Here is a 23,524-nt window from a genome sequence, read left to right on the forward strand (position 1 = left end):
ATAAGTAACATAGCGAATTTTGAGGTTTTTTTAGATATTAATTTAATGCAAAAGTAAATATGATAAAATTCAAACTAAAAAGATTTATATGTTCAAAACAAATGATTATTGGGAAGAAGAGTTTATAAAGCTTGAAGAAAATGAGTTTAATAAAATCTATTTTGATTCTTGTACTTTTATAAAATGTAATTTTTCAAAAAGTATTATGAATGGATGTAAATTTACAGAATGTACTTTTATAAACTGCGATTTATCTCTTAGTTCTTTAAAATCATGTACTTTTAATGATGTTACATTTAAAGACTCAAAACTCATAGGGATTTCTTGGAGTTCTTGTGATGAGCCTTTTGATGTGTATTTTGATTCTTGTAATATTTCTCAAAACTCTTTTCATTTAATGGATTTAAGAAGTATGAAGTTTTATGATAGCATTATCAAAGATACAGGCTTTGAAGAGTGTAACTTAGAAAAAGCAGTATTTAATAAATGTGATTTAGAACTTACTACTTTTTATAATAATAGTCTTAAAAAGGCAAGTTTTGAAGATTCAAAAAACTATCTTATTGATCCTAAAAAAAATGATATTCAAGATGCAGTTTTTTGTCTTCCTGAGGCCTTGAGTTTTTTATCTTTACTTCCAATTAAGTTAAAGTAAGGAAGTCTTAGTGTCCTCTTCCTAACATTTCAGTTGCTTCTGTGATGATTAAAAACCCCTCTGGATCATTTTCTTGAACCATTTTTCTTAAAAGTTGAAGCTTATTAACTTCTACAACAAGTAAAATCATTTTTTTATCTTGCCCTTCATAAAGACCATCACCTTTTATTATCGTTCCCTCAGGTCCTAGTTCTTCTGTGATTATTCTTTTGAGTTTTTGAGTTTCATTTGTCACTAAATAAACTATTTTTTTGTTAAGTCTTCCTGTCAAAATTGTATCAATTATTTTAGCTGTTACATAAATACTAACAATACTATAAAGGACTCTTGAGTTATCATCAAAAATAAACAAAGAAGATAAAATTATAAGTGAATCTATTACTAAAATAACTGTTGAGGGTTTTATCTCACTTTTTGAAGCTATAATTCTTGCTACAATAGTAGAACCACCAGCACTAGAATTACCTTTTATAACTAAAGCAAGACCTATTCCTATAAATACACCACCAAAAATAGAAGCTAATGCAGAGTCAATTACAAAGGGTTTTAAGTTAATAATTTTATCAAAAAAATCAACAAAAACAGAAATGATAAAAATAGTAAATACAGTTCTAATAGCAAACATTTTTCCTAAGTATTTCCAACCAATAAGTAATAAGGGAAGATTTACTGCTACTATTAATGTACCAATACTAAGAGGTGTAATATAGTGTAAAAGTAAAGACAGCCCTGCTGTTCCTCCTGTAATTATACCATTTGGTGTAAAGAAACCAACTATTCCTATCGCTAAAATTATAGATGCTAAAAGTATTGTTGAATAATTTTTTAACTCTTGATTTTTTATAAGTTTATTCATATATGTCCTCAATTTTTAATTAATATAATATAGCAATATTTTTGTAATAAATAGATTATTTATATGAAATTTTTATACAAGTTAAAGATTATAATTATTACTTAATTTAAAATGAAATAATAAAGTTATATAATTTTTTAAAATAAATAATATGGAGCTAATATGAATTTTTCACAAAAAGTTGTTATTGTTACAGGTGCATCTACAGGTATAGGTGAAGCTACAGCTAAGAAATTGATTTCTTTTGGTGCGAAAGTTTATAACTTTGATATTGTTGAAAGTAATGAAGAAAATATAACTTTTATAAATTGTGATGTAAGTGATTATTCTCAAATAAAAAATGCAGTCGAAGAAGTAATGAAACGTGAAAATAAAATAGATTTACTTTTTGCAAATGCTGGTATTCATTTGTTTGCTAATATAGAGGAAACTTCTATAGAAGAGTTTGAAAAAGTTCTTGATGTAAATATCAAAGGTGTTTATTATATTTTGAAAGAAGTAATACCTGTGATGAAAGAGCAAAATGAAGGTAAGATTTTGCTTATGGGTTCTGATCAGTCCTTTGTAGGAAAAGGAAAAAGCTCCGTATATGGACTTACAAAAGGTGCTATTGCTCAACTTACTAAAAGTACAGCTATAGACTATGCCCCTTATAATATAAAAGTAAATTGTATATGTCCAGGAACTATTGATACTCCACTTTTAGATAAAGCTGTTGATAGATTTAAATCTCTAACAGGTATGCAAAATGATGAGGTTATGAAACTTTTAGAAGAAGCACAACCAATTCAAAGAATAGCAAAACCAGAAGAAATAGCAAATATGGCTTGTTATTTATTATCAGATGAAAATAGTTTTATGACAGGCTCTCTAGTTCCTGTTGATGGTGGATATACTTGTCAATAATATTTTGATTTTTTGATGTTAAAATTATTTTAATAATATTTTTGATACAACATTATAAATATTATAAAGTATAGGATTGACATGAAAGAAAAAATTTATATGATACCTGGTCTTATGACTGATGAGAGATTATGGAGTAGAATAAAACCTTTACTTGAAGAAAAATATGAAATAGTGCATACTCCTATTCCTCATAGTGAAGACTTTGATGAGATTATTGATATTTTGTTCGAGCAATTTAAAGAAGAAAAAGTAAATCTTTTAGGATTTTCTCTTGGAGGATATATCGCTTCATATTTTGCTATTACATATCCAAATAGAGTAAATAAGCTTTTCACAGTAGCAGCAACTCCTGGGGCTTCAACAGAAGCAGAAATTGAGCGAAGAAAAGAAAAGTTTATAGTAATAGAAAAAGAAGGCTTTCAAGGTCTAACTTATGAAAAAGCAAAATCTTTAGTAGAAAAACAAGAAGATGAAGAGCTTATTAAAATAATTCAAGATATGTTTTTAGATTTAGGTAAAGAAACATTTGTATCTCAGCTTACTTCAACTTTTTATAGAAAAGATTTATTTGAGGATTTAACTCATTTAGATATGCCTATTTGGTTTTTCTATAGTAAAGATGATAGATTGTTAAATCAAAACTCTATTCATAGACTAGATACAGTAGAGCATAAAATGAAAGTTATCTGTAGAGAAGGAACTAGTCATAATATTCCTTTAGAAGTTCCAGAAGATTTATGTGAACTGATTGAAAAATGGATGAAAAAATAGATAAAAGAGTATATTAAAGGAAAAAAACTCTAAAATGCCATATAGATTTAAAAGGATAATCATATATGGCATTTTCTCAATTTAACTTATCTTCTTTTTTTGATAAAGCATTAGAAGATAGTAACTACAAAGAACCTACACAAATTCAAAAAGAAGTAATACCTTTAGTTTTACAAGGTCATGATATTTTGGCAAAAGCACAAACTGGTACAGGTAAAACAGCTAGTTTTACTTTGCCTATTTTAAATGATTGGGTAAATAATCCTTATGAGGGAAAAGCAAAACTAAAAGTACTAGTTTTAGCTCCTACAAGAGAGTTAGCTTTGCAGGTTTCAAACAATTTTGAAACTTTGAGTAAATACTTCAATAAATCACCTAAAATTGTAACTATTATAGGTGGAGAGGGTATATCTCAACAGCTTTTAGATGTACAAAAAGGTTGTGATATAGTAGTCGCAACTGCTGGAAGATTGCTTGATATTTTTAGAAAAAATCAAATAAATTTTGAAAAAGTAGAAAAGTTTGTAATAGATGAAGCAGATAAAATGCTTGATTTAGGTTTTAGTGAAGAGTTAGAGCAACTTTTAAAAGAACTTCCAAAAAGTAGACAGAATCTGCTTTTTTCAGCTACATACTCAAAAAAGATATTACAAATAGCTTCAAAAATTAGCTCAAATTATAAAGAGGTAATTTTAGAAGAAAATGAAACAGTTGATTTGATTAATCAAAGAGCTATTAAAGTAAATCAAGAAAATAGATCAGCTCTTTTAAGAGAGTTGATTAAAACAAATAAATATAAAAAAGTTTTAGTATTTATGGCAAACAACAGAGCAGCTGATAATATCGCAAATAAGTTTAGAAAATATGGTTTTAATGCTGAGTCTTTTCATGGACATTTAGACCAAGAAGAGAGAAATTATACTTTAGAAGATTTTAAAGCTAAAAAAATAAATATTCTTTTCTCATCTGATATTGCTTCAAGAGGTTTACATATTGATGATATAGATTGTGTTGTAAACTATGATTTACCAAGATCTCCTGCTGATTATGTTCATAGAATAGGAAGAACTGCAAGAGCTGGTAAAAGTGGTGTGGCTATTTCTTTTGTGACTTTGGATAATCATGAGCACTTTAAGTTAATTCAAAAGCGTTCAAAAATAGATTTAGAACTTGAAACTATAAAAGGTTTTGAGTTAGAAGGAGAGTTTATAAAGCCAAAGGGAAAAGCACCTGTAAAAGGTAAAAGAAAGAGTAAAAAAGATAAATTAAGAGAACAAGAAGCTAAAACAAATAGTAACTAAATAAAGGAGTTATTATGAAGATTTTATTTAAATCTTTAGTTCTTTTACTATTTTTTAATTTAAGTTTATTTGCTAAAACAAATTACAAAACAGAGCTGATAGTATCTAATTTAGGTGTTATTTGGGGTATGGATTTTTTAGATGAAAATAGACTTATTTTAACTCAAAAAGATGGAAAGGTTTTTGTTTTAAATTTAAAAACAAAAGCTTTACAAAAGATAAAAAATGTCCCAAAAGTATATTATCAAGGGCAGGGTGGTTTACTAGATATAAAAGTGTCACCAAACTATAAGAGTGATTCTTGGATATATTTTACTTACTCAAAAAATATTAATAATCAAGGCTTAACTACTCTAGCAAGAGCAAAACTAGAAAATAATAGTTTTATAAATCAGCAGGATTTACTTATTACAAAATCAAATACTTCAACTTCAAGACATTTTGGAAGTAGAATAGCTTTTGATAATAAGGGGCATTTATTTTTTAGTGTAGGAGATAGAGGAGTTAGAAAAACTGCTCAAAACCTTTTGAATCATTCAGGAACAATAATAAGACTTAATTTAGATGGTTCAATTCCTAAAGATAATCCCTTTATTAATAATAAAAATGCTTTAGATGAAATATACTCTTATGGTCACAGAAACCCACAAGGAATGTTTTTTGATAAAGAAAAAAACCTTTTATTTTCAATAGAACATGGGCCAAGAGGTGGAGATGAAGTAAATCTTATACAAAAAGGTGCTAACTATGGTTGGCCTATAATTTCTTATGGAAAAGAGTATTGGGTACCATTAGATGTGGGAGAGGGGACACATAAAAAAGGTATGCTTCAACCTATAAAATATTATGTGCCTTCAATTGCTCCAAGTTCACTTATTATGTATAAGGGTAGTGTTTATAAAGAGTTAAAGGGAAAACTTTTAGTTGGGGCTTTAAAACTAACTCATATAAATATTTTGAGTTTAGATGATAAGAATAATGTTATAAAAGAGATGAGAATACTTGAAAGCTTAAAACAAAGAGTAAGAAACATAGTTGAAACACCAAATGGTTTAATCTATTTTTCTACAGATAGTGGTAAAATACTTCTTTTAAAACCAAAATATTAAAAGGATTTTTATTGGAAGATTTAATTGTTAGATATTTTCATTTTATTGGAATTATATTTTTAAGTGGTACTTTAACTTATCAACATTTACTTTTAAGAGGTGATGTTACAAATGCAAACTTTAAAAATGCCTGTAGAACAGATATTTTTTATGGTTTAAGTGCTTTGGTTGTATTAATCACTGGACTTTTATTATGGTTAGGAGTTGGTAAAGAAGCAAGTTTCTATAGTTCAAATCCACTTTTTCATGTAAAGCTTACAATGTTTATTTTTATGGCTTTATTTTCAATAGTACCTACACTATATTATCTTAAAAATAAAAATACAACAGATGAAATAGTAGTAATTCCTAAAAAAATAATTATGTTTCAAAGAGTACAATTATTATTTTTAATTTTAATACCTATTTTAGCTGTATTAGTAGCAACTGGAAATGGATATAACTAAAAGAAGGGAATGTTTCCCTTTTTTTAATATTTAGCTAAAACTTCTATTAGGTGAAACCCAAATTGAGTTTTGATAGGGCCTTGGATTCTATTTATTTGTGTATCTTTTGTAAAAATCACATTATCAAATTCTTTTACCATTTCACCTTTTGAAAATGTTCCTAGGTTTCCACCTCTTTTTCCTGATGGACATTTTGAAAACTTTTTTGCTGCTTTTTCAAATGTGATATCTTTTGCTATTATTTCTTTTTTTAATTTTTTTGCTAGTTTTTCACTATTTAATAGTATGTGTCTTGCACTTGCTTTTGACAATCTCAATCCTTTTTTTACGAATTTGGAATAATATCACAAATTAGTTGATAAAATAGTCTTTCTTGATATTCCTTTAAGTTTAAACAGCTACAATCCCATCACGCAAAACAAGACGCGGGATAGAGCAGCTAGGTAGCTCGTCGGGCTCATAACCCGAAGGTCACAGGTTCAAATCCTGTTCCCGCAACCAAAAAAAACAAAATAATTAAAAAATTACTATCAAAGTTTAAAAATAATGTTATAATATTTCCAAACTATAATTTAAGGAAGTATTATTAAAACTAATATTCAGTCTTTAAAAGCTAACTATCTAATATCTTTTATAATTTTATCAACAATAAGTTTTTCAATTATTAGTTATAAAGAATCAAGTAATAACAAAAGATATTTATATGATATTACTTCCTTATATTCTAAAGCATATAATAATATATATAATCAAAAAATTCAGTTATCACAGGTAGTTTATACAGGTATTTTACAAATTACTGATATTAAAAATAAAATACGAAATTTTAATAATAAATCAGTTTTGAAACAAGAAGAAATTAAAAAAGAAATTTTTAAAAAAACTTTTTTTAGATTAAAATATCTAAAAGATAAACATATAAAAAATATAAAATTCTACTCTTCAAAAAATAATTTTTTTCTTAATGTATCTGATAGAAGTTCTAATATTTCAAATTTTAATGAAAAACCTGAATTATATAAAGAGGTAAGAAAAAGAAGAACAATGCTTCATTCTTATACTTTTTCTGCTAATACAATAGGTTTTAGTTTTGTTTATCCTATATTTGATAAAAAAGAGTATATTGGTCTAATAGATATCACTTTTTCTGAACAATTTATAAGTTCTTCAATGATGAAAAATCATGATGTTTTATGTAATGTAATTATAAATAATAAAGTATTACCTATAAATTTCTTGAAAAATAATCAAGAATATACAAAATCACATCAAAAGGGTTTTATTCATAATAAAAATATTTTAAATGAAATTCAAAGAATAGCTAAAAAGTCTATTTCAGAGATTAAACCTTCTTTAAATACTTCAATATTAATATATAAACAAGCAAATGATAAAAACGTTAAATCAATGTTTTTAAATAGGGATGATGTGATAATTACTACAATTCCTATTTTTGATGCAATAACAAATAAACAATTAGCTTTTGTGGCAGTAATAAGTCAAGGGCATGAGCTTAATGTCTTAAATAAAAACTATATGTTAATAAAAACTTTATCTATTATATTAATAGGACTAGCTTTTTTTATAATATATCAGCAAAAGCAAAAAAGAATTTTAGAGAAAGCAAACTTTGAAAAAATAGTACAAAAAGACAAACAATTATTAGAACAGTCAAAAATGGCTCAAATGGGTGAGATGTTAGGAAATATTGCTCATCAATGGAGACAGCCTTTAAGTACAATATCTACAGTTGCTAGTGGTATTAAGTTAAATAGTGAATTAAATATGCTCAAAGAAGAAGATATTTCAAAAGGAATGACAACTATTGTTTCAAGTACAAAATATTTATCTCAAACAATCGATACTTTTAGAGATTTTATTAAGGAGAAAAAAGAAAAAAAAGAGGAAGTTCTCCAAACTAGAATAGATGAGAGTATAATGATTGTAGCTGCAAGTTTAAAAAATAATCACATAGAACTTATAAATAATATTGATTATAGTTCAGATATTAAGATATTTATTCTAGGACAAGAATTAACACAAGTATTAATCAATATATTAAATAATGCAAAAGATGCAATAGTTCAAAGAGAAATTAAAACAAAAAGATATGTAAAAATAGAATTATTAGAAACAATAAAGACTATAGAAATAATTATAGAAGATAATGCAAGAGGAATTTCAGAAGAGAATCTTCCAAAGGTTTTTGATCCTTATTTTACTACAAAACATAAATCTAAAGGTACAGGTTTAGGACTTTATATGTGTAAAAATATAGTAGAAAAACATTTTGAGGGAGAACTAATAGCAATGAATGGTAAAGAAGGTGCTATTTTTAAGATTGTTTTACCAAAGAAGAGTTGTTAACCCTTCTTTTTTAAGATGTTGTTTCTTATAAGTTTCATTCTAGTTTTTGCAACTTGTCTCATATCAATATTTTTATCATGTTCATCAACAATTTCAATTCCCAACAGGGTTTCAATAGCATCTTCTAATGTAACTAAACCTTCTGTTTGGCCATAATTGTCTACAACTAAAAATAGTTGTTCTTTTCTTGATAAAAATAAATCTAAAAGTTTAGAAATTGGAATATTTTCATTTACTTTGAAGATTGGTTTGATGATTTTACTTTTATCTTTCATATTGTTTTCAACATACTCATGAAAATACTCTTTTGAAAAAATCATTCCTACTATATTATCAATGTTTGAAGAATAAATGGGAATTCTTGAATACTCTTTTAATTTTGTAAAGTCAAGATTTTTTTGATCCTTTTGAAAACTATTTATAACTTCATATTCATCAAAAGCAACCATAACACTTCTTGGAGTATGAATATCTTTAACTTTTACATCTTCTAAATTTAATAAGTTTTCAATAATATCACTATCTTTATCTTTAATTATTCCATGTTCTTGTGCAATATTTGCAGCTGCGTTTATTTCTTCTTTTGTAATTTTACTTATTTTCTCTTTTGGTGTTAAAAAATTAGTCATTTTATTCATAATAATTAAAAGAGGATAAGTTAGAATTACTAATATTTTTATAATTCTACTACAAATACCACTTAAAGAACTCCAATAATAAGCACCTAAGGTTTTAGGAATAATTTCTGAAAATACTAAAATAAGTAAGGTTAAAATAGCTGATATATAAAACATATACTCTTCACCAAATAGTTTTACTGCCTCAGCTCCTACTCCTGCTGCTCCTAAAGTGTGTGCGAATGTATTTAGAGTTAAGATAGCAGCAATTGATAAGTCAATATTTTCTTTTTGATGTTGCATTAATTTACCAAGAGATGAATTTTTGCTTTTAATAATCTCAATATGTGCTTGGGTAATCGATAATAGAACTGCTTCAAGAATTGAACATATAAAAGATATTCCTACTGCTATTAGGAAGTAAATCAACATTAACATTTTATAGTTAGCCTTTAATTTAAAATTTTCATAATTCTATCATTTTTTAAGTATATTTTGATAAAAAAAATATAAAAAATGATACAATAATCAAATTTTTAAAAAGGTTATAGATGAAGGATCAAGAAGTAAAAAAAGAGTTTGCTAAAGTTATTAGAAATGCAAAAATAACAGCAGCACTATTTTTTATATTATTTACTCCTAGTCTTATTTTAACGGTAAAAGAAAAGACTGAAATGTTTGGTATACCAAAGGATACTTGGTTAAATGCTTCTATTGCTGGATTTGTGATTTATTTAGCTTTTGTATTTTTCCTTTGGAAGTGTCCTAAGTGTGGGAAATATCCTGGACGAGGTTGGTTTAGGAAAAACTGTCAAAACTGTGGAGTTGAATTGAATTAAAGGTTAGCTTTTGCTAACCTTTTTTTATGTCTGTACTTAATTTAAATTTTTTGGTGTACACTTTTTAGTAAACATACATAAAGGACAGAAGTCTGCTAGTCCTGCAATTAATGGAATAACACCTAAATAAAACCATGCAATACCTGTAAAAAAACCTACTGCAATAAGAATTAATCCTATAATTATTCTAAATGGTCTACAAAAAGCTCTAATTTTATCAAATATATTCATTATAAATCCTTCTTATTTTTATATTATAATTATAACTTATTTAACTTATGTTTATTTTAATAAGAATTAATTATAATTATATTTAAAATAAGAATTTTTTATATTATACTTTTATAGGGTTTTGAAGTCCACTTTTTTTTCTACATAAATTTCATTTAGATTTATATTTGATTGATAAACTAATATTTCAACTCCTTTTTGTCTAGCAATTTCAAAAGCTTCAAAATATTTTGGATCAATTTGTTTGGCGATTTCAAAACCTAAGTTATCAGTTCTTTGTATTATATAAAGCATAACAGCTCTATGTCCTTGATTTACCATTTCAATTAACTCATTTAAGTGTTTTGTTCCTCTTGTTGTTACAGCATCAGGGAAGGCCAATGTGTTATCTATTCTTAAACTAACACTTTTAATTTCAACATAACATTTTTTTTCATCATTTTCATTTTCTAAAAGAATATCAATTCTACTATTTTGACCATATTTTTGTTCAGGTTTTAAAAATTCATACCCTTTAAGCTCTTTTATTACATCATTTTTAATAGCTTCAATTGCTATTTTATTGGCTACTCCTGTATTTGTGCATATAAGGTTTTCATTGATTTTTGTTAATTCTAATGTATATTTGAGTTTTCTTTTGGGATTATCATGATAAGTTACCCAAACTGCACAGTTTTCTTCTATACATGAAGTCATTGCACCACTATTAGGTACATGTGCAGTTATTTCTTCACCTGTTTCTAAAATAATATCAGCTAAAAATCTTTTATATCTTTTTTTTAATTTACCTTTATATAACTTTTCAAATTTCATTATTTACCTTTAAATTTAGTTTTCTAATAATACTAAACTTAACTTTTTTTATCTTAAAATATTCGATAAAATTAACTCAAATTAGTCTTGAAAAGTAATATTGTTTTTTCCATTGTTCTTAACTTTATATAAAGCATCATCAGCTCTTTTTACTAAAGAATCCATATCGTCTTTAATATCGTATGTGGATAAACCAATACTTACAGTAAGTTTTTGGACATCATTGAATTTATACATATTGATCTGTTTTTGTAAATATTTAGCATGTTCAATTACCCCTTGTTTATGGGTTTCGGGACAGATGATTAAAAACTCTTCTCCTCCCCATCTTCCTACTGTATCAACATTTCTTGAATATTGTTTTAAAATATTTGCTAATTCAACTAAAACTTTATCTCCTATTAAATGTCCATAATTGTCATTTATAGATTTAAAGTCATCAATATCTATAAGTATCACAGAAAAAGTTCTATTAAATCTTTTTGCTCTATTTATTTCTTTTTCTATAACTTCATCTAATTTAGTTCTATTAAAAACATTTGTTAACTTATCAACTCTTGCTAAAAATTTCAATCTTTTATTTTTTATTTTTAATTCATTTTGTGTGAATTTTAGCTCTTTCATAATCTTTTCATTTTTATTTTTTTCTAATTTTAGCTTATAACTCCAATATAAAATTATTGTAATAATGAATAAAAAGAAAATTGTAGTTTGCCAAAATAGAGTATAATCCTTGAATTGTTCAACTTTAGTAGAAAAATATTTATTTTGAGTATTTTTTTCGAACTCTTTTGGTAAAGTATTTAATAGTTTTTGAAAAATATTTTTTAATAGTTTTTCATCATTTCTAAGGCCTATAGCCATTTCTAATTTTTCATCAAATTTTGCAGTGATTTTTAGTTCATTAATATAGTTGTTTCTAATTTCATAACTAATGTCAGCAATACTACTAATAAAACCAAATATTTCTTCTTTTGCTACTTTTTTTAAACCTTCTTCTATATTTTTAACACTTACAAATTCAATATTTTTATAATTTTCTTTAAAAGTTTCAAAAAAAGCATAATCTTCAATAATTGCTATTTTTTTATTTTTTAAATAGTTTAAATCATCAATAAAAGGTACATTTATCTTTGTTGCTAAAACTAAAGGTACGGTAATATAATTACTAGTAAAATCTAAATATTTTTTTCTCTCTTCTGTACTCATTGCTAAAGATAGAATATCACATTTTCTTTTTTTCATAAATTCTAGGGTTTGTCTCCAAGAATTTGTAGATACAGGTTTAATTGGTATATTTAGTTTTTTTGAAAATAAATCGTAATACTCTTTTGTTAGACCTATATAGTTTTTATTTTCATCGAACTTTTCAAAAGGGAGCCAGTTTGGATCAATACATAATAATAACTCTTTTTTTCTTTTTAAATATACTATTTCTTTTTGTGTTAGTTTTAATTTATAGTTTTTAAAAATGAAATTTTCATAATTAATTGGATGTGTAGTTTCCCCCATAAGTTTATAAAAATCATAAATCTTTTCTACTTTTTTCTGGTCAATTTTACCTAAAGTGTCAGTTTTATAATATGCAAGTTTTTTTAATTCTTTTGCTTCATAAAAAAGTGCTTCTTTTGATTTATTTTGAGTATTATATTTTTTATAAATAATATCTACAGTTTCTTCAATATTATTAAAAGCATACTTCCAGCCTTTTAAGGAAGCATTTTTGAAGTTTTTTACTAGTGTTGGATTGCTATTTACTAAGTCTTCATGAGTAAATAAAATATCTTCATAGAAGTCAAAACCATATTTTTTAGGATCAAAGATTTTACTTTCTAAATTGTATTTGTTTTTTAAAATAAAAGGTTCATTTGATATATATGCAACTATGATATCTGTATTCCCATAAATCAAATCTGATAAATTAAATGTATGTCTTTGAATAATCATATCTTTATCATTTATTTTTTTAGAAAAGAACATACTTTTTAAAACAATATCATTTTTAGCATTACCTGTAATCATAATTCTTTTATTTTTGAAATCTTCAATTTTATTAATATTTGATTTTTTTAAAGTTAATAAAATTTGTGGAGAGGATTGTAAAATTGAAGCTAACAAAACAATCTTTTTATTTTTTGCTCTGTCTAAAACTAAAGAAGATCTTCCTATTGCAAAATGAGCTTTTTTATTGATTACTTCATCTACAATTTCTTGTCCATAAGTTTTTTCTTTGATTTTTACATTAATGTTTAAATCTTTATAAAAACCTTTTTCTTTTGCTATATAATATCCTGCAAATTGAAACTGATTTTTCCATTGTAATTGTAATATTATTTCATTATTTTTATGAGAATTATTAGTATGACTATGAAGATTGCTTATTAATAATAAAAGTATTACTAATTTTAAGATTGTAGGATTCATAGTATTTACCTTTTATTTATTACTCGTAAAATTAAATATATTATATTACTTATAAAACCATGAACTTAAATTATTTTAACATAAAAGTATACTATTTACAAGTTTTATATGATTTTTGAAAAAATTAAATATAATACTCAAATGAAAAAAGAATTAATTAGTTCAGTAGGATATGAAAAAATTGTACAAGAGTTTAAACATCTTTTGGAAAAAGAAAAGCCTTATTGGGTAAAGCAAAAACAAATTGCAGCCCAACATGGTGATAGAAGTGAAAATGCAGAGTATATTAGTGCAAAAGAGCAAATTAGAAATACAGATAAAAGGCTAAGATTTTTAGATAAAATTATTAATAATTCAGAAGTTATTGATATTACAACTTTAAATCATGAAAAAGTAAATTTTGGTTCATCTGTAAAGTTACTTGATTTAAATACAGATGAAATAAAAGAATTTACTATAGTAGGTACTTATGAAACAAACCCAAGTGAAAATAAAATATCTATTAAAGCTCCTTTAGGAAAAACCCTTTTTGGAAAGCATAAAAATGACGAAATTGAATTGAATATTAACTCTAAATGTTTTGAATATGAAATTTTAGATATAAAAATGGCAAATTTACTTTAAGGTAGAAAATGAATATAGATGAATTAAAACTAATAATAAAGAACAATTTAAAAGATAAAACAGATGAAGTAAAAAGAATTTTTCATGGAAGAGGGAATTTTTATGAAGCATATAGCTTTTTAACTATTGATTCAATACATAAAGTTTTATATATAAGTTTGTTTGAAAATATTCCAGAAGGTTTAGAAGAAAACTTAAAAAAACTATTTTTAGAAGTTTATCAAGAGTATGATTTTGAACTGTTACTTTTACAAAAAAGATTTTTAAATAATACCGAGGTAGAAGTTTTAGAAGGGGAAATTGTAGATGAATATTTTGCTATTGAAAATAATTTAAAGTATTCACTTAATTTTAAAAATAAAAATTCAGGATTATTTTTCGATATGAAAAAAGGCCGTGAGTTTATAGCTTCTATTGCGAAAGAAAAAAAAGTTTTAAATTTATTTTCTTATACTTGTGCTTTTTCAGTGGTAGCTTCTAATGCTAAGGCTTCAAAAGTAGTTAATGTAGATATGTCTAAAGGTGCTTTAACGCAAGGAAGAAAAAATCATCATATAAATAATTTAAGTACAGAAAATATTGAATTTATGCCTTATAATATTTTAAAATCTTGGAATAGGATAAAAAAACAAGGCCCTTATGATATTATCATAATCGATCCACCAAGTTTTCAAAAAGGAAGTTTTGCAGCAACAAAAGATTATGAAAAAATTATAAAAAAACTTGATGAATTAGCAAGTGATGAATGTATAGTTTTAGCTTGTTTAAATGCTCCAGAACTTACTGTTCAATTTTTAAAAGATATTTTTTCAAAAAATGCACCTAATTTTCAATATGTTAAAAGATTGAGTAACTTAGAGACTTTCCCTTGTAGTGATGAAGAAAGAAGTTTAAAGAATTTAGTTTTTAAAAAGTAATTTCATTTTGTAAACTTTTTAATTAATATACTCTTATACAATCTTTTTATAAAATTCACTTACATTTTATAAGAAAGAAGAGTTATGGTTGAAAAAAATCGTTGGCTTATGGCACTTAGTGCTGTAGGTGTACATATTTGTATTGGTTCTGTATATGCTTGGAGTGTGTATGTAAATCCAATTCAAACGCAAATGTCTTGGACATTAACTGATGTTACAATTGCATTTAGTATTGCAATTTTCTTTTTAGGATTATCAGCGGCACTTATGGGGAAGTTTGTTGAAAAAAATGGTCCTAGGGTTTCTGCAATTATTGCAGCATCACTTTTTGGTCTAGGAACAGCTGGTTCAGGTTTAGCTATTTTGATGGAATCAAAAATGCTTTTATACTTTTTTTATGGAGTTTTAGGTGGATGTGGATTAGGAATAGGGTATATCTCACCTGTATCAACTTTAGTGAAATGGTTTCCAGATAAAAGAGGAATGGCTACAGGCTTAGCAATAATGGGCTTTGGTTTTGCTTCTGCTATTTGGGGCCCAACTATAAAGATTTTGATTGAAAAAGTAGGTATATCTGGAACATTTTTTATTTTGGGAGCTATTTACTTTGTTGTTATGTTTGTATCAGCACTTTATTTAGAAAAGCCCGAAGATAATTATCTTCCTAAAAAGTTTAAGAAAAAGCTAAAAGAAGGTAAAAAGAAATTAAAAGAAGATTTAGCTTCTTTATCTTTAAATGAAGCTATTAAAACACCTAGATTTTATGGTTTATGGCTTATGTTATTTATAAATGTAACTTGTGGAATTGCTTTAATTGGTGTTGCTTCACCTTTACTTCAAGAAGTGATTGGAGTATCAGCAATTGCAGCCGCTGCTGCTGTTGGACTTATGGGTATTTTTAATGGGGCTGGAAGAATTGTATGGGCTTCTTTATCTGATTATTTAACAAGACCTGTTGTTTATATAATTTTCTTTTTAACTCAAGCAATTGCATTTTATGTACTACCTTCAATTAGTGAAATTATTATTTTCCAAGTAGTGATTTATTTTATAATGAGCTGTTATGGTGGTGGTTTTGCTTCAATTCCTGCATATATTGGAGATATTTTTGGAACAAAAGAGTTGGGTGCTATTCATGGGTATATATTAACTGCCTGGGCAGCAGCAGGTTTAGTAGGCCCTTTAATTATTTCACTTGTTAAAGACTCTACTGGTTCATATTCTCAAACACTTTATGTTTTTGCTGGCTTCTTTGTAATTGCGTTTATTATTTCAATATTAATGTTAATTAATATTAAATCAATTCAAAAAAAGAAAAATTAATTTATTATTTCTTTTAAACAGACCCTATGATATAATCAAAAAATTATATTTTAGGGTAGGTTATGCTTTTTGAAGTTATCTTTTTTTCATTTATTGCTGGAATCACTGTTTTTTTAGGAGGTTTAAGTTCTTTTTATTTTGAAAGAACCATAGAAAATAGGGCATTAAAAAGAAAAGTAGTACATTTTTTAACAGCTTTTGTTACGGGAATAATGTTATCAGCAGTCTCTTTTGTATTAATTCCCAAAGGAATGGAGAATTTAAATATTATTTCAAGTGTTATTCTTTTTTTAATTGGAGCTTTTATTTTTTATTATCTTGATACTTTTATTAAAAAAAATAGTGCTAATATTTCTCAAATTTTAGCAATGCTTTTAGATTTTATTCCCGAATCAATTGCTTTAGGTGCTCTTTTTGTTTATGATCATAATATTGGGATATTACTAGCAGTTTTTATCTCTTTTCAAAATTTCCCTGAAGCTTTCAACTCTTATATTGAGTTAAGAAATTCTCATTTTTCAAAATATAAATCTTTGATAATTCTTTTTTGTCTAAGTTTTATAGGAGTTATTTTTTCTTTATTAGGTTTTTATTTTTTAAAAGATACTTCTGAAATAACATCAGGTTTAATGATTTTTGCAGCTGGTGGAATATTGTATTTGATTTTTCAAGATATAGCTCCCTCAATTAGAGTGAAGAATAGCCGTTTTTTAGCTATGGGAGTAAATCTTGGGTTTATCGTAGGTATGTTAAGTGAAGCACTAGTTTAGTGCTTCATTTTTCTTGAAAGTTTAGTGAAGGTCTTCCTGTATGATAACCTTGACAATAATCAATATTTAATAAATCTAAGGTTTTTACAATATCTTCATTTTCTACATATTCAGCAATAGTTTTTACTTTTAACTCTTGTGCTAAAGTAGATATACTATTTACAAAAGCTTTATCTTTATTATCTTTATTTATATTTATAATAAAATCTCCATCTATTTTTAAATAATCAATAGGAAATTTTTTAATATAATGAAACGATGAAAAACCAGAGCCAAAATCATCAATAGCAAATTTATAACCTTCTGCTTTAAGGTTTTTTACAAATCTTTCAAGAAGAGAAAAGTTTTTTACTGTTTCTCTTTCTGTTATTTCAAAAACAATTAAGTCCTTGTTAATTTGATATTCATTTACAAGATTGTTTATTTTATCAATAAAATCTCCAACAATAAGTGATTTAGGAGATAGATTTATAAAAAGTAAGCCTTTATAGTTTGTTTTATTTATTTGTTCAAAAGCTTTTTCAATTACAATTAAATCCATTTTATTTATTAATCCTCTAGCTTCTGCTATCTCTATAAATTCAAATGCAGAAATAATTTTATCTTTATGTTTAATTCTCATAAGTAACTCATGGATTATCAAATCATCTTTATTTGATGGACTTGGTTTAATTGGTTGAAAATAAGGATAAATTTCATTATTTTCAATAGCATTTATAAGTAATGAAGATTTTTCTTGGTTTTGTTTTAAAACATAAGTAATATCCTCTTGTGTAGGAAGTTTAACAAGGTTCTTACCTTCTTCTTTTGCTTGATACATCATGTGATCAGCTATAATAAACATTTCTGATTGAGATGTTGTATGAGTAGGGTAAACACAAATACCAATAGAAATAGTTAAACTAATTTTATTTCCATTTGGGGCTTCTAGTTTTGTATTGTTAATCTCTTTTGAAATTCTACTAGCAACTATATGTGCTCCATTACTATCACATTCAGGAAGAATAATTGTAAATTCATCTCCTCCATATCTAGCTACGATATCTTCATCTCTTTTATGAGTTTCTAGTATATCTGCTATTGCTTGTAAAAATTTATCACCAAAGCTATGTCCATAATTGTCATTTATATGTTTGAAGTTATCACAGTCGATTATCATTAATGCAAAAGAGTATTCATGTCTATTTGCTCTTTTAACTTCATAAGTCATCATATCATTAAAGACTCTTTGATTAAATAAATCAGTAAGTGGATCTCTTGCAGCATAGTATTCTAAGTCTTGTGTATATTTATGAATAGCTTTTACAGAGCCTACTAAGTTTGCCATAGTTGTTAAAATTGAATCAACAACTATATATCTTACTGGATCAGTAGCTAAAACAGATTGTAGACCAATTCCTACTATTCCACCAATTCTTGGACTTTCTAAAAAAAGTGACTTTGATCTATATTCAATATCTTCTTTTTCTAAATTTACTAATTTCTCATGTCTATTTGCAACTAAGTGTTTGATTTTAAAATCACTCATTCCTCTAAAATACTCAGAGTTTTTAAGCATATTTTCTACATACTCTTCAAAAACTATTTTTACATCTTCTTGGGGAATTGCTAGCCAAAAGATATCAACTTCAAATTGATCATCTCCTACTCTAAACATTGTCATTAAAGTGTAAGTTTCCATAATTTTATTTATTTCTAAAAGTAAGTCACTTATATATTCTCTCCAATCTTTTACAACATCCGAGGTAATAATAAACTTATCAAGAAGTTTTATTTCAAATTCTAAAAGTTCTTTGTCTACAGCTACATTTTTTAATTTTTCTGCCATATCGTCTACATTTATAATAATGTCATTAAATTCTTTGAAATAAAGGTCAATATTCTTTGAATCAAATTTTTTGAAATCATCGATAGAGTTTATGCTTTCTACTTTTTGTCTAAATAAAGATAAACTTTTAGTTATTTTCTTTGTTGTATATCTTGAAGAAACAAATGCAGAGATATAAAAAATTGGAATTATAATTAAGAAAAATATAATATATTGAAACTTTGATTCATTAAAAATTGTGTTTAAATCTTGGTTTACTTCAACTATACCTAGGGTATCTCCTTCTTTTACATTAGTATGACATTTCATACATTCTTGATTTGCTTTTAGTGGCATAATATTTCGAACAATATTATTTTCAAAAGATTTTATTTCAGAGTGTTTCCCTAATAATACATTTTTTAGAGTTTCATCTTTTGGATTTTCTTTTATTTTTCCAAATAATTCTTCAACACTTTTTGATCTATAAATATTAATATCATAATTACTATTTTTAAAATTTTCTTCCAATGATTTTGTAAAAAGATTTAAATCTTCTCTACTCCAACCTTTTCTCATAATTTGATACATTGAAGAAAAAACTTGATTTGATATGGTATCAGAATGTTTTAAAGCTTCTTTTTTTGTAAGAGTAGTGTGTAAGTAAGTACTAAAAATAAAACATAATATGAAGATAATTGAAACTAAAATTATTTTATTTGAAAAAATATAGTTTTTGAAAGTTTTTTGCATGAAAAGCCTTCTTTCATAGAGTTTTATTATTATATCTTATAAATATTTAAAAGATTATTTTAAAATATTATAATAACTCTATAAAATAAGCTATTGTTAAATATAAGTAAAAAAATAATAAAAATTAGATATTTCTTACATTAATAAAACTACCACTTTCAAAATTGTTAATATTTGAAATCACATCATCTAATCTCTTTGCAGCTTCTTCAGGCTTTTGTATATGTGACTCTTTTAGTCTTTTTGCAGAAGGAAACTCTTCATCATCTATATCAAATCTAATATAATCAGTCATTGGAGTTTCTATAACTCCAGGAGCAACAGCTAAGAGTTTTGTTTCTTGTAATTCTTTTGAATATAAATTTATAAGCATATTTACACCTGCTTTTGATAAAGAGTATGAAGCCCAACCTTTTGAACCATTTACAGAAGCTCCCGATGATATAGCAATTATATTGCTAACTTTTATTGTTGCTAAAATATCTAAAAGCTCTTTATTTGCATATACATTTAATTCATATACTTTATTTAATTCAGAAACTTGAGTTTTTGTTGAAGCTTTTATTTCTCCTAACATACCTGCATTTAAATATACAGTTTCAATTGTTTTAATATTTTCAATAAAACTTTGAAGTTTTATTTTTATTTCATTTATGTTTGATAAATCAAAGTTTTTAAAGATAAAATTTTTATTTTCAATTTGAGGTTTTGTTCGGCTTATTCCATAAACTTTAAAGCCTTTTTCTAAATATAAATTTGTTAATGCTAAGCCAAGCCCTGAACTACAACCAGTGATTAAAATATTTTTTGACATTATATACCTTTGATGATTATTTAATTTATTATATTATGTTAATCTTTATTAAAATCTATTTAGATATAATAATTCAACTTAAAAAGGAAATAGGTTTATTTATAAATCTAATCAAAGACAATTGTATCAATTTAAAATTACAGAAAAAATAAAAAATTTAGACATTTCAAATATTAAAAACAATCTTTTTCATTATTCTTATGATAGTAAAAGTTTAAGAGCATTATTCAAAAAAAATATTTCAGAAGATGATCCTTCTTATATATCTGCTTATGGTAGTTTTAGAGGTGAAGTTTATGAAAATATTGTTTATGAATTACTAATGGAATATGCTCAAAGTCAGGATGAAATAACAAGATTTGTACTTAAGGGACCTTATCAGGATAAAGAGAATAAATACATAAAAAGTGGACTTTTGATTGACCGAAGCTCACAGATTGTATATAAGTCTGCATATAAAGATATTAGTGAGTTTGATGCTTTATTTTTTACAAAAGATTCAGTTTATTTTGTAGAAATGAGTACTTCTAAAAAAACTTCTAGTTTAAATAAAAGATTAGCTAAAAAATATGCTTTACTAAAAATGATTTTCCCAACTTTACAAATAAGAGCATTAATAGTTTTAACTAAAGGTTCTATTGGAATTAAAAACTTTCCCAATTATGCAACAGTTTGGATTACAAAAGATTTGGATGATGAGGAATTAATTAAAAAAATTATTTTTTCAAAAAGAACTAAAAAAAATGTAAAAACTCTTAAGCCTTCACAAAATAAAAAGTTTATTGAAGCCTTAAGTATTAGATACAAAAAGTTCCAATATTTTCCTACTTTAGAGTGGATTTTAACAAAATCAAGATCTAACCCAAAGTTTATTGTAGACTTAAAATTTTTCTCTTCTTATAGACTAAGTTTATATTTTGATATTTATACTAAATTGTATATTGGTTATATTTTAAGTGAAGATTTTGCTTTGTTGTGTCCTAATTTTGATATGAATGTTAGAGATAATAGAGTTATTGTAACTATTGAGAAAGTAAATCAAACACAATTAGATATTGTTTATTATGTTAAACTTACTAATGGAGTTTTAAAAAGAATTAGAATTATGGAAAATGAAGAAGTTTCTATAAAAGATAAAGAACCAGATGGTTTTACAAATGCAGAAGTTAGATTTTTTATGAAAGTTTTAGAAGAAAAACATCAGTTATATGTAAAAAATATTAATTTTATGAAAGACAAACTCTACTTAATTAAATAAAAAAGCTTTTATCTTTTATATAAAAGCTTTTTTTGAATTCTATCATATCTATAAACATCATTTCTAAATTGTAATTTACCATTTTCATCAACCCATGATGTTAAATAAACCATGTGTACAGGAATTTGCTTTTTTAAATCTATAGACTTTTTTTCAATTTGTGTTAAAACTTCTTTAGCTTCATCAAAGTCAAGACTTGAGTCTTCTTTAGATATTGCTTCTAATAGTTTTTTAGGTTCAGCAAGTCTTATACAACCATGAGAATAAGCTCTTTTTGTATATTTAAAGTATTTTTTTGCTGGTGAATCATGTAAATATACAGAATATTTATTTGGAAACATAAATTTCATTCTACCTAGTGGATTTGTTTCACTTGGAATTTGAATAAATCTATATATAGGCTTTATTTCTGTATTTTCAACTATTTCTTCATTTGTTTCTTTTTCTATTGCATTTAAAGCTTCTTCGTCATTTTTCAGTTTCTCATCTTCTTTTTTAGGTAAGATAGCTTGTAAGTCAACTTCACTTACATCAAATGTAGCTGATTTATGATCCCAAGTTTCATGGATATTTATACCTTTTTCTTTTAGGTAGCTAGGGTTTTTTATAACTTTAGGAATTAACTCTTTTTCAACAATACTTTGAGGAATTCTCCAATAAGGATTTAAAACTACAAAAGACATTTTATGTGAAAAAATAGGAGTAGGGTTTTGTCTTTTTCCTACAACTATTGGCATATCAAGTTCTACTTTATTTTTCTTATACATTCTTAATTTGTATTCAGGAATATTTACAAGTAAAAAGTTTTCTCCAAGTGTTCTTGGCATCCATCTCATTCTTTCTAAATTAAGTCTCATTTTAACAATTTTCTTTTCAATAGACATATTTAAAGCTCTTCTTGTTTGTGCTCCTACTACTCCATCTGGTGTAAGTCCATGGTTTTCTTGAAAAGAGATAACAGCTTTTTTTACATTTTCATCAAATACTTTGTAACATTCTCTTTCTTCTATGTTTGAGATATCACTTGTAGTGTTATAGTCATTTGTAGTTGTAAAGTCATTGTTTTTTTGAATACTATTAGTAACTAAATTATCAGCTTTAATAGTTATTGTACAATCATTTTTTATTAAATCATTACTTTGTAAAAGTCTTTGTCTTAAAATCTCAACAATATCACTTTTTGAACCTTCTTTTAAGACTTTAAATTTTGGAAGTTTTATATATCCACCAGCTAGAGCAAGTTTCTCGAACTCTTTTATTTTATTTTCAAGCTGTTTTGCCTGGGGAAATGTATAATTAACAGCATTAAAAGCAACATTTAAATTTTGTTCTTCTTTTGCTTTTTTTAGAAGTTTTATTCTATTTTTTCTAATATTATATTTTTCCCAACCTGCATCAATATCATCTTTTTCTTCAAGCTCTTTAAGCGTCTCTTTGAATTCTTTCCAATTGATATAACCACTTGAAAGGTATTTCATATATTTACTATACATACCAGTAAGAATAAAATCTATTTTAGCTATGTTTATTAAATAGTTTTTATCTTCTTTATTTAAGGCTTTATATTTTTTTTCAAAATATGAAAGCTTAAATACTTTTTGAGAATGAGGTTTTAAAACAGGATCGTTTTTAATAGCTTCAAGTAGTACATTTGCAAAGTTATTTAATCCATCTTCCTTAAGCCATAATAATTCATAGTTAAACTCTTTATAATATTTTTTTAAAGAATATCTTGACAAAAATACCGATCTTGTTTTTTTAGATTTTAGAAGCTTATGTAAAGCTTCTTTACTTTTTTCATGAAATGTTGGTTGTACTTGAACGAATGTTTCATTTTGATTTATAAATTCATTTGAAAATGAGGGTGTGATAAACAGTATACATATATGTAAAATAATTTTTTTAAACATCTTAAATTCT

At 25.3% G+C, this 23,524-nt stretch carries 21 protein-coding genes, 1 tRNA gene and 1 pseudogene; 14 read left to right on the forward strand and 9 right to left on the reverse strand.

Annotated elements, in window-relative coordinates; translation table 11 throughout:
- The first annotated feature begins 88 nt into the window (after positions 1 to 88).
- Positions 89 to 655 (forward strand): pentapeptide repeat-containing protein, encoded by a 567-nt coding sequence (locus ACH5BH_RS00610; RefSeq protein WP_423297112.1) that lies wholly within the window; start codon positions 89 to 91, stop codon positions 653 to 655.
- A gap of 7 nt (positions 656 to 662) precedes the next feature.
- On the opposite strand, the gene ACH5BH_RS00615 is transcribed toward ACH5BH_RS00610, so the two are convergent.
- Complete coding sequence (locus ACH5BH_RS00615) at positions 663 to 1,511, reverse strand: YitT family protein (protein WP_423297113.1); 849 nt, start codon at positions 1,509 to 1,511, stop codon at positions 663 to 665.
- A gap of 162 nt (positions 1,512 to 1,673) precedes the next feature.
- Between ACH5BH_RS00615 and ACH5BH_RS00620 the strand changes: the two genes are divergently transcribed.
- From ACH5BH_RS00620 to ACH5BH_RS00640, 5 genes are all read left to right on the forward strand, one after another.
- Positions 1,674 to 2,417 (forward strand): SDR family NAD(P)-dependent oxidoreductase, encoded by a 744-nt coding sequence (locus ACH5BH_RS00620; RefSeq protein ID WP_423297114.1) that lies wholly within the window; start codon positions 1,674 to 1,676, stop codon positions 2,415 to 2,417.
- Positions 2,418 to 2,498: 81 nt separating this feature from the next.
- Positions 2,499 to 3,191 (forward strand): alpha/beta fold hydrolase, encoded by a 693-nt coding sequence (locus ACH5BH_RS00625; RefSeq protein WP_404304424.1) that lies wholly within the window; start codon positions 2,499 to 2,501, stop codon positions 3,189 to 3,191.
- A 65-nt stretch (positions 3,192 to 3,256) separates the two neighbouring features.
- Positions 3,257 to 4,492 carry a DEAD/DEAH box helicase gene (locus ACH5BH_RS00630; RefSeq protein ID WP_423297115.1) on the forward strand — a complete coding sequence of 412 codons (1,236 nt, stop codon included), beginning with the start codon at positions 3,257 to 3,259 and terminating at the stop codon, positions 4,490 to 4,492.
- Between the two features lie 14 nt (positions 4,493 to 4,506).
- Positions 4,507 to 5,601: a PQQ-dependent sugar dehydrogenase gene (locus ACH5BH_RS00635; RefSeq protein WP_423297116.1), complete on the forward strand. Its 1,095-nt coding sequence runs from the start codon at positions 4,507 to 4,509 to the stop codon at positions 5,599 to 5,601.
- An 11-nt stretch (positions 5,602 to 5,612) separates the two neighbouring features.
- Positions 5,613 to 6,047, forward strand: a complete 435-nt coding sequence (locus tag ACH5BH_RS00640) for a DUF2214 family protein (RefSeq protein WP_423297117.1) — start codon at positions 5,613 to 5,615, stop codon at positions 6,045 to 6,047.
- A gap of 23 nt (positions 6,048 to 6,070) precedes the next feature.
- Here ACH5BH_RS00640 and ACH5BH_RS00645 read toward each other — a convergent pair.
- Positions 6,071 to 6,370: pseudogene (locus ACH5BH_RS00645) on the reverse strand (peptidylprolyl isomerase); the annotation flags it as partial.
- Between the two features lie 101 nt (positions 6,371 to 6,471).
- On the opposite strand from ACH5BH_RS00645, the gene ACH5BH_RS00650 reads away from it, so the two are divergent.
- Positions 6,472 to 6,548 (forward strand) — tRNA-Met (locus ACH5BH_RS00650).
- A gap of 342 nt (positions 6,549 to 6,890) precedes the next feature.
- Positions 6,891 to 8,414 carry a sensor histidine kinase gene (locus ACH5BH_RS00655; RefSeq protein WP_423297118.1) on the forward strand — a complete coding sequence of 508 codons (1,524 nt, stop codon included), beginning with the start codon at positions 6,891 to 6,893 and terminating at the stop codon, positions 8,412 to 8,414.
- Here ACH5BH_RS00655 and ACH5BH_RS00660 read toward each other — a convergent pair.
- The gene (locus ACH5BH_RS00660; protein ID WP_423297119.1) at positions 8,411 to 9,469 is read right to left on the reverse strand and encodes a CNNM domain-containing protein; all 1,059 of its coding nucleotides are present in this window, start codon (positions 9,467 to 9,469) and stop codon (positions 8,411 to 8,413) included. The genes ACH5BH_RS00655 and ACH5BH_RS00660 overlap by 4 nt on opposite strands.
- A gap of 113 nt (positions 9,470 to 9,582) precedes the next feature.
- On the opposite strand from ACH5BH_RS00660, the gene ACH5BH_RS00665 reads away from it, so the two are divergent.
- Positions 9,583 to 9,870: a hypothetical protein gene (locus ACH5BH_RS00665; RefSeq protein WP_404304412.1), complete on the forward strand. Its 288-nt coding sequence runs from the start codon at positions 9,583 to 9,585 to the stop codon at positions 9,868 to 9,870.
- A gap of 36 nt (positions 9,871 to 9,906) precedes the next feature.
- On the opposite strand, the gene ACH5BH_RS00670 is transcribed toward ACH5BH_RS00665, so the two are convergent.
- From ACH5BH_RS00670 to ACH5BH_RS00680, 3 genes are all read right to left on the reverse strand, one after another.
- Entirely contained in the window at positions 9,907 to 10,101 is a 195-nt protein-coding gene (locus ACH5BH_RS00670; protein ID WP_404304410.1) for a YgaP family membrane protein, read from the reverse strand.
- A gap of 111 nt (positions 10,102 to 10,212) precedes the next feature.
- Complete coding sequence (sfsA, locus tag ACH5BH_RS00675) at positions 10,213 to 10,914, reverse strand: DNA/RNA nuclease SfsA (protein ID WP_404304409.1); 702 nt, start codon at positions 10,912 to 10,914, stop codon at positions 10,213 to 10,215.
- A gap of 81 nt (positions 10,915 to 10,995) precedes the next feature.
- Positions 10,996 to 13,338: a diguanylate cyclase gene (locus ACH5BH_RS00680; protein WP_423297120.1), complete on the reverse strand. Its 2,343-nt coding sequence runs from the start codon at positions 13,336 to 13,338 to the stop codon at positions 10,996 to 10,998.
- Between the two features lie 108 nt (positions 13,339 to 13,446).
- On the opposite strand from ACH5BH_RS00680, the gene ACH5BH_RS00685 reads away from it, so the two are divergent.
- The 4 genes from ACH5BH_RS00685 to ACH5BH_RS00700 all read left to right on the forward strand — a co-directional run bounded on the left by ACH5BH_RS00685 (position 13,447) and on the right by ACH5BH_RS00700 (position 16,972).
- The gene (locus ACH5BH_RS00685; RefSeq protein WP_404304405.1) at positions 13,447 to 13,962 is read left to right on the forward strand and encodes a GreA/GreB family elongation factor; all 516 of its coding nucleotides are present in this window, start codon (positions 13,447 to 13,449) and stop codon (positions 13,960 to 13,962) included.
- 8 nt (positions 13,963 to 13,970) lie between these two features.
- Positions 13,971 to 14,879 (forward strand): class I SAM-dependent methyltransferase, encoded by a 909-nt coding sequence (locus ACH5BH_RS00690; RefSeq protein ID WP_423297121.1) that lies wholly within the window; start codon positions 13,971 to 13,973, stop codon positions 14,877 to 14,879.
- Between the two features lie 84 nt (positions 14,880 to 14,963).
- Positions 14,964 to 16,202, forward strand: a complete 1,239-nt coding sequence (locus tag ACH5BH_RS00695) for an L-lactate MFS transporter (protein WP_423297122.1) — start codon at positions 14,964 to 14,966, stop codon at positions 16,200 to 16,202.
- A 62-nt stretch (positions 16,203 to 16,264) separates the two neighbouring features.
- Positions 16,265 to 16,972, forward strand: a complete 708-nt coding sequence (locus tag ACH5BH_RS00700; RefSeq protein WP_423297123.1) for a ZIP family metal transporter — start codon at positions 16,265 to 16,267, stop codon at positions 16,970 to 16,972.
- A 4-nt stretch (positions 16,973 to 16,976) separates the two neighbouring features.
- Here the strand turns inward: ACH5BH_RS00700 and ACH5BH_RS00705 are convergent, their stop codons facing one another.
- Both ACH5BH_RS00705 and ACH5BH_RS00710 read right to left on the reverse strand, forming a co-directional pair.
- Positions 16,977 to 19,532 (reverse strand): putative bifunctional diguanylate cyclase/phosphodiesterase, encoded by a 2,556-nt coding sequence (locus tag ACH5BH_RS00705; RefSeq protein ID WP_423297124.1) that lies wholly within the window; start codon positions 19,530 to 19,532, stop codon positions 16,977 to 16,979.
- 124 nt (positions 19,533 to 19,656) lie between these two features.
- Positions 19,657 to 20,346, reverse strand: a complete 690-nt coding sequence (locus tag ACH5BH_RS00710; RefSeq protein ID WP_423297125.1) for an SDR family NAD(P)-dependent oxidoreductase — start codon at positions 20,344 to 20,346, stop codon at positions 19,657 to 19,659.
- Positions 20,347 to 20,467: 121 nt separating this feature from the next.
- Between ACH5BH_RS00710 and ACH5BH_RS00715 the strand changes: the two genes are divergently transcribed.
- Complete coding sequence (locus ACH5BH_RS00715; RefSeq protein ID WP_423297126.1) at positions 20,468 to 21,604, forward strand: hypothetical protein; 1,137 nt, start codon at positions 20,468 to 20,470, stop codon at positions 21,602 to 21,604.
- Positions 21,605 to 21,612: 8 nt separating this feature from the next.
- Here the strand turns inward: ACH5BH_RS00715 and ACH5BH_RS00720 are convergent, their stop codons facing one another.
- Complete coding sequence (locus tag ACH5BH_RS00720; RefSeq protein WP_423297127.1) at positions 21,613 to 23,514, reverse strand: L,D-transpeptidase family protein; 1,902 nt, start codon at positions 23,512 to 23,514, stop codon at positions 21,613 to 21,615.
- Positions 23,515 to 23,524 lie beyond the last annotated feature (10 nt).

The organism is Arcobacter rhizosphaerae, from assembly GCF_049472155.1.
GTDB lineage: Bacteria > Campylobacterota > Campylobacteria > Campylobacterales > Arcobacteraceae > Arcobacter_B.

Coding starts and splice junctions, on each gene's coding strand:
- ACH5BH_RS00700 (WP_423297123.1), top strand. CDS start 16,265: ATGCTTTTTGAAGTTATCTTTTTTTCATTTATTGCTGGAATCACTGTT.
- ACH5BH_RS00695 (WP_423297122.1), top strand. CDS start 14,964: ATGGTTGAAAAAAATCGTTGGCTTATGGCACTTAGTGCTGTAGGTGTA.
- ACH5BH_RS00680 (WP_423297120.1), bottom strand. CDS start 13,338: ATGAATCCTACAATCTTAAAATTAGTAATACTTTTATTATTAATAAGC.
- ACH5BH_RS00620 (WP_423297114.1), top strand. CDS start 1,674: ATGAATTTTTCACAAAAAGTTGTTATTGTTACAGGTGCATCTACAGGT.
- ACH5BH_RS00615 (WP_423297113.1), bottom strand. CDS start 1,511: ATGAATAAACTTATAAAAAATCAAGAGTTAAAAAATTATTCAACAATA.
- sfsA (WP_404304409.1), bottom strand. CDS start 10,914: ATGAAATTTGAAAAGTTATATAAAGGTAAATTAAAAAAAAGATATAAA.
- ACH5BH_RS00720 (WP_423297127.1), bottom strand. CDS start 23,514: ATGTTTAAAAAAATTATTTTACATATATGTATACTGTTTATCACACCC.
- ACH5BH_RS00635 (WP_423297116.1), top strand. CDS start 4,507: ATGAAGATTTTATTTAAATCTTTAGTTCTTTTACTATTTTTTAATTTA.
- ACH5BH_RS00705 (WP_423297124.1), bottom strand. CDS start 19,532: ATGCAAAAAACTTTCAAAAACTATATTTTTTCAAATAAAATAATTTTA.
- ACH5BH_RS00660 (WP_423297119.1), bottom strand. CDS start 9,469: ATGTTAATGTTGATTTACTTCCTAATAGCAGTAGGAATATCTTTTATA.
- ACH5BH_RS00685 (WP_404304405.1), top strand. CDS start 13,447: ATGATTTTTGAAAAAATTAAATATAATACTCAAATGAAAAAAGAATTA.
- ACH5BH_RS00610 (WP_423297112.1), top strand. CDS start 89: ATGTTCAAAACAAATGATTATTGGGAAGAAGAGTTTATAAAGCTTGAA.
- ACH5BH_RS00690 (WP_423297121.1), top strand. CDS start 13,971: ATGAATATAGATGAATTAAAACTAATAATAAAGAACAATTTAAAAGAT.
- ACH5BH_RS00665 (WP_404304412.1), top strand. CDS start 9,583: ATGAAGGATCAAGAAGTAAAAAAAGAGTTTGCTAAAGTTATTAGAAAT.
- ACH5BH_RS00710 (WP_423297125.1), bottom strand. CDS start 20,346: ATGTCAAAAAATATTTTAATCACTGGTTGTAGTTCAGGGCTTGGCTTA.
- ACH5BH_RS00625 (WP_404304424.1), top strand. CDS start 2,499: ATGAAAGAAAAAATTTATATGATACCTGGTCTTATGACTGATGAGAGA.
- ACH5BH_RS00670 (WP_404304410.1), bottom strand. CDS start 10,101: ATGAATATATTTGATAAAATTAGAGCTTTTTGTAGACCATTTAGAATA.
- ACH5BH_RS00630 (WP_423297115.1), top strand. CDS start 3,257: ATGGCATTTTCTCAATTTAACTTATCTTCTTTTTTTGATAAAGCATTA.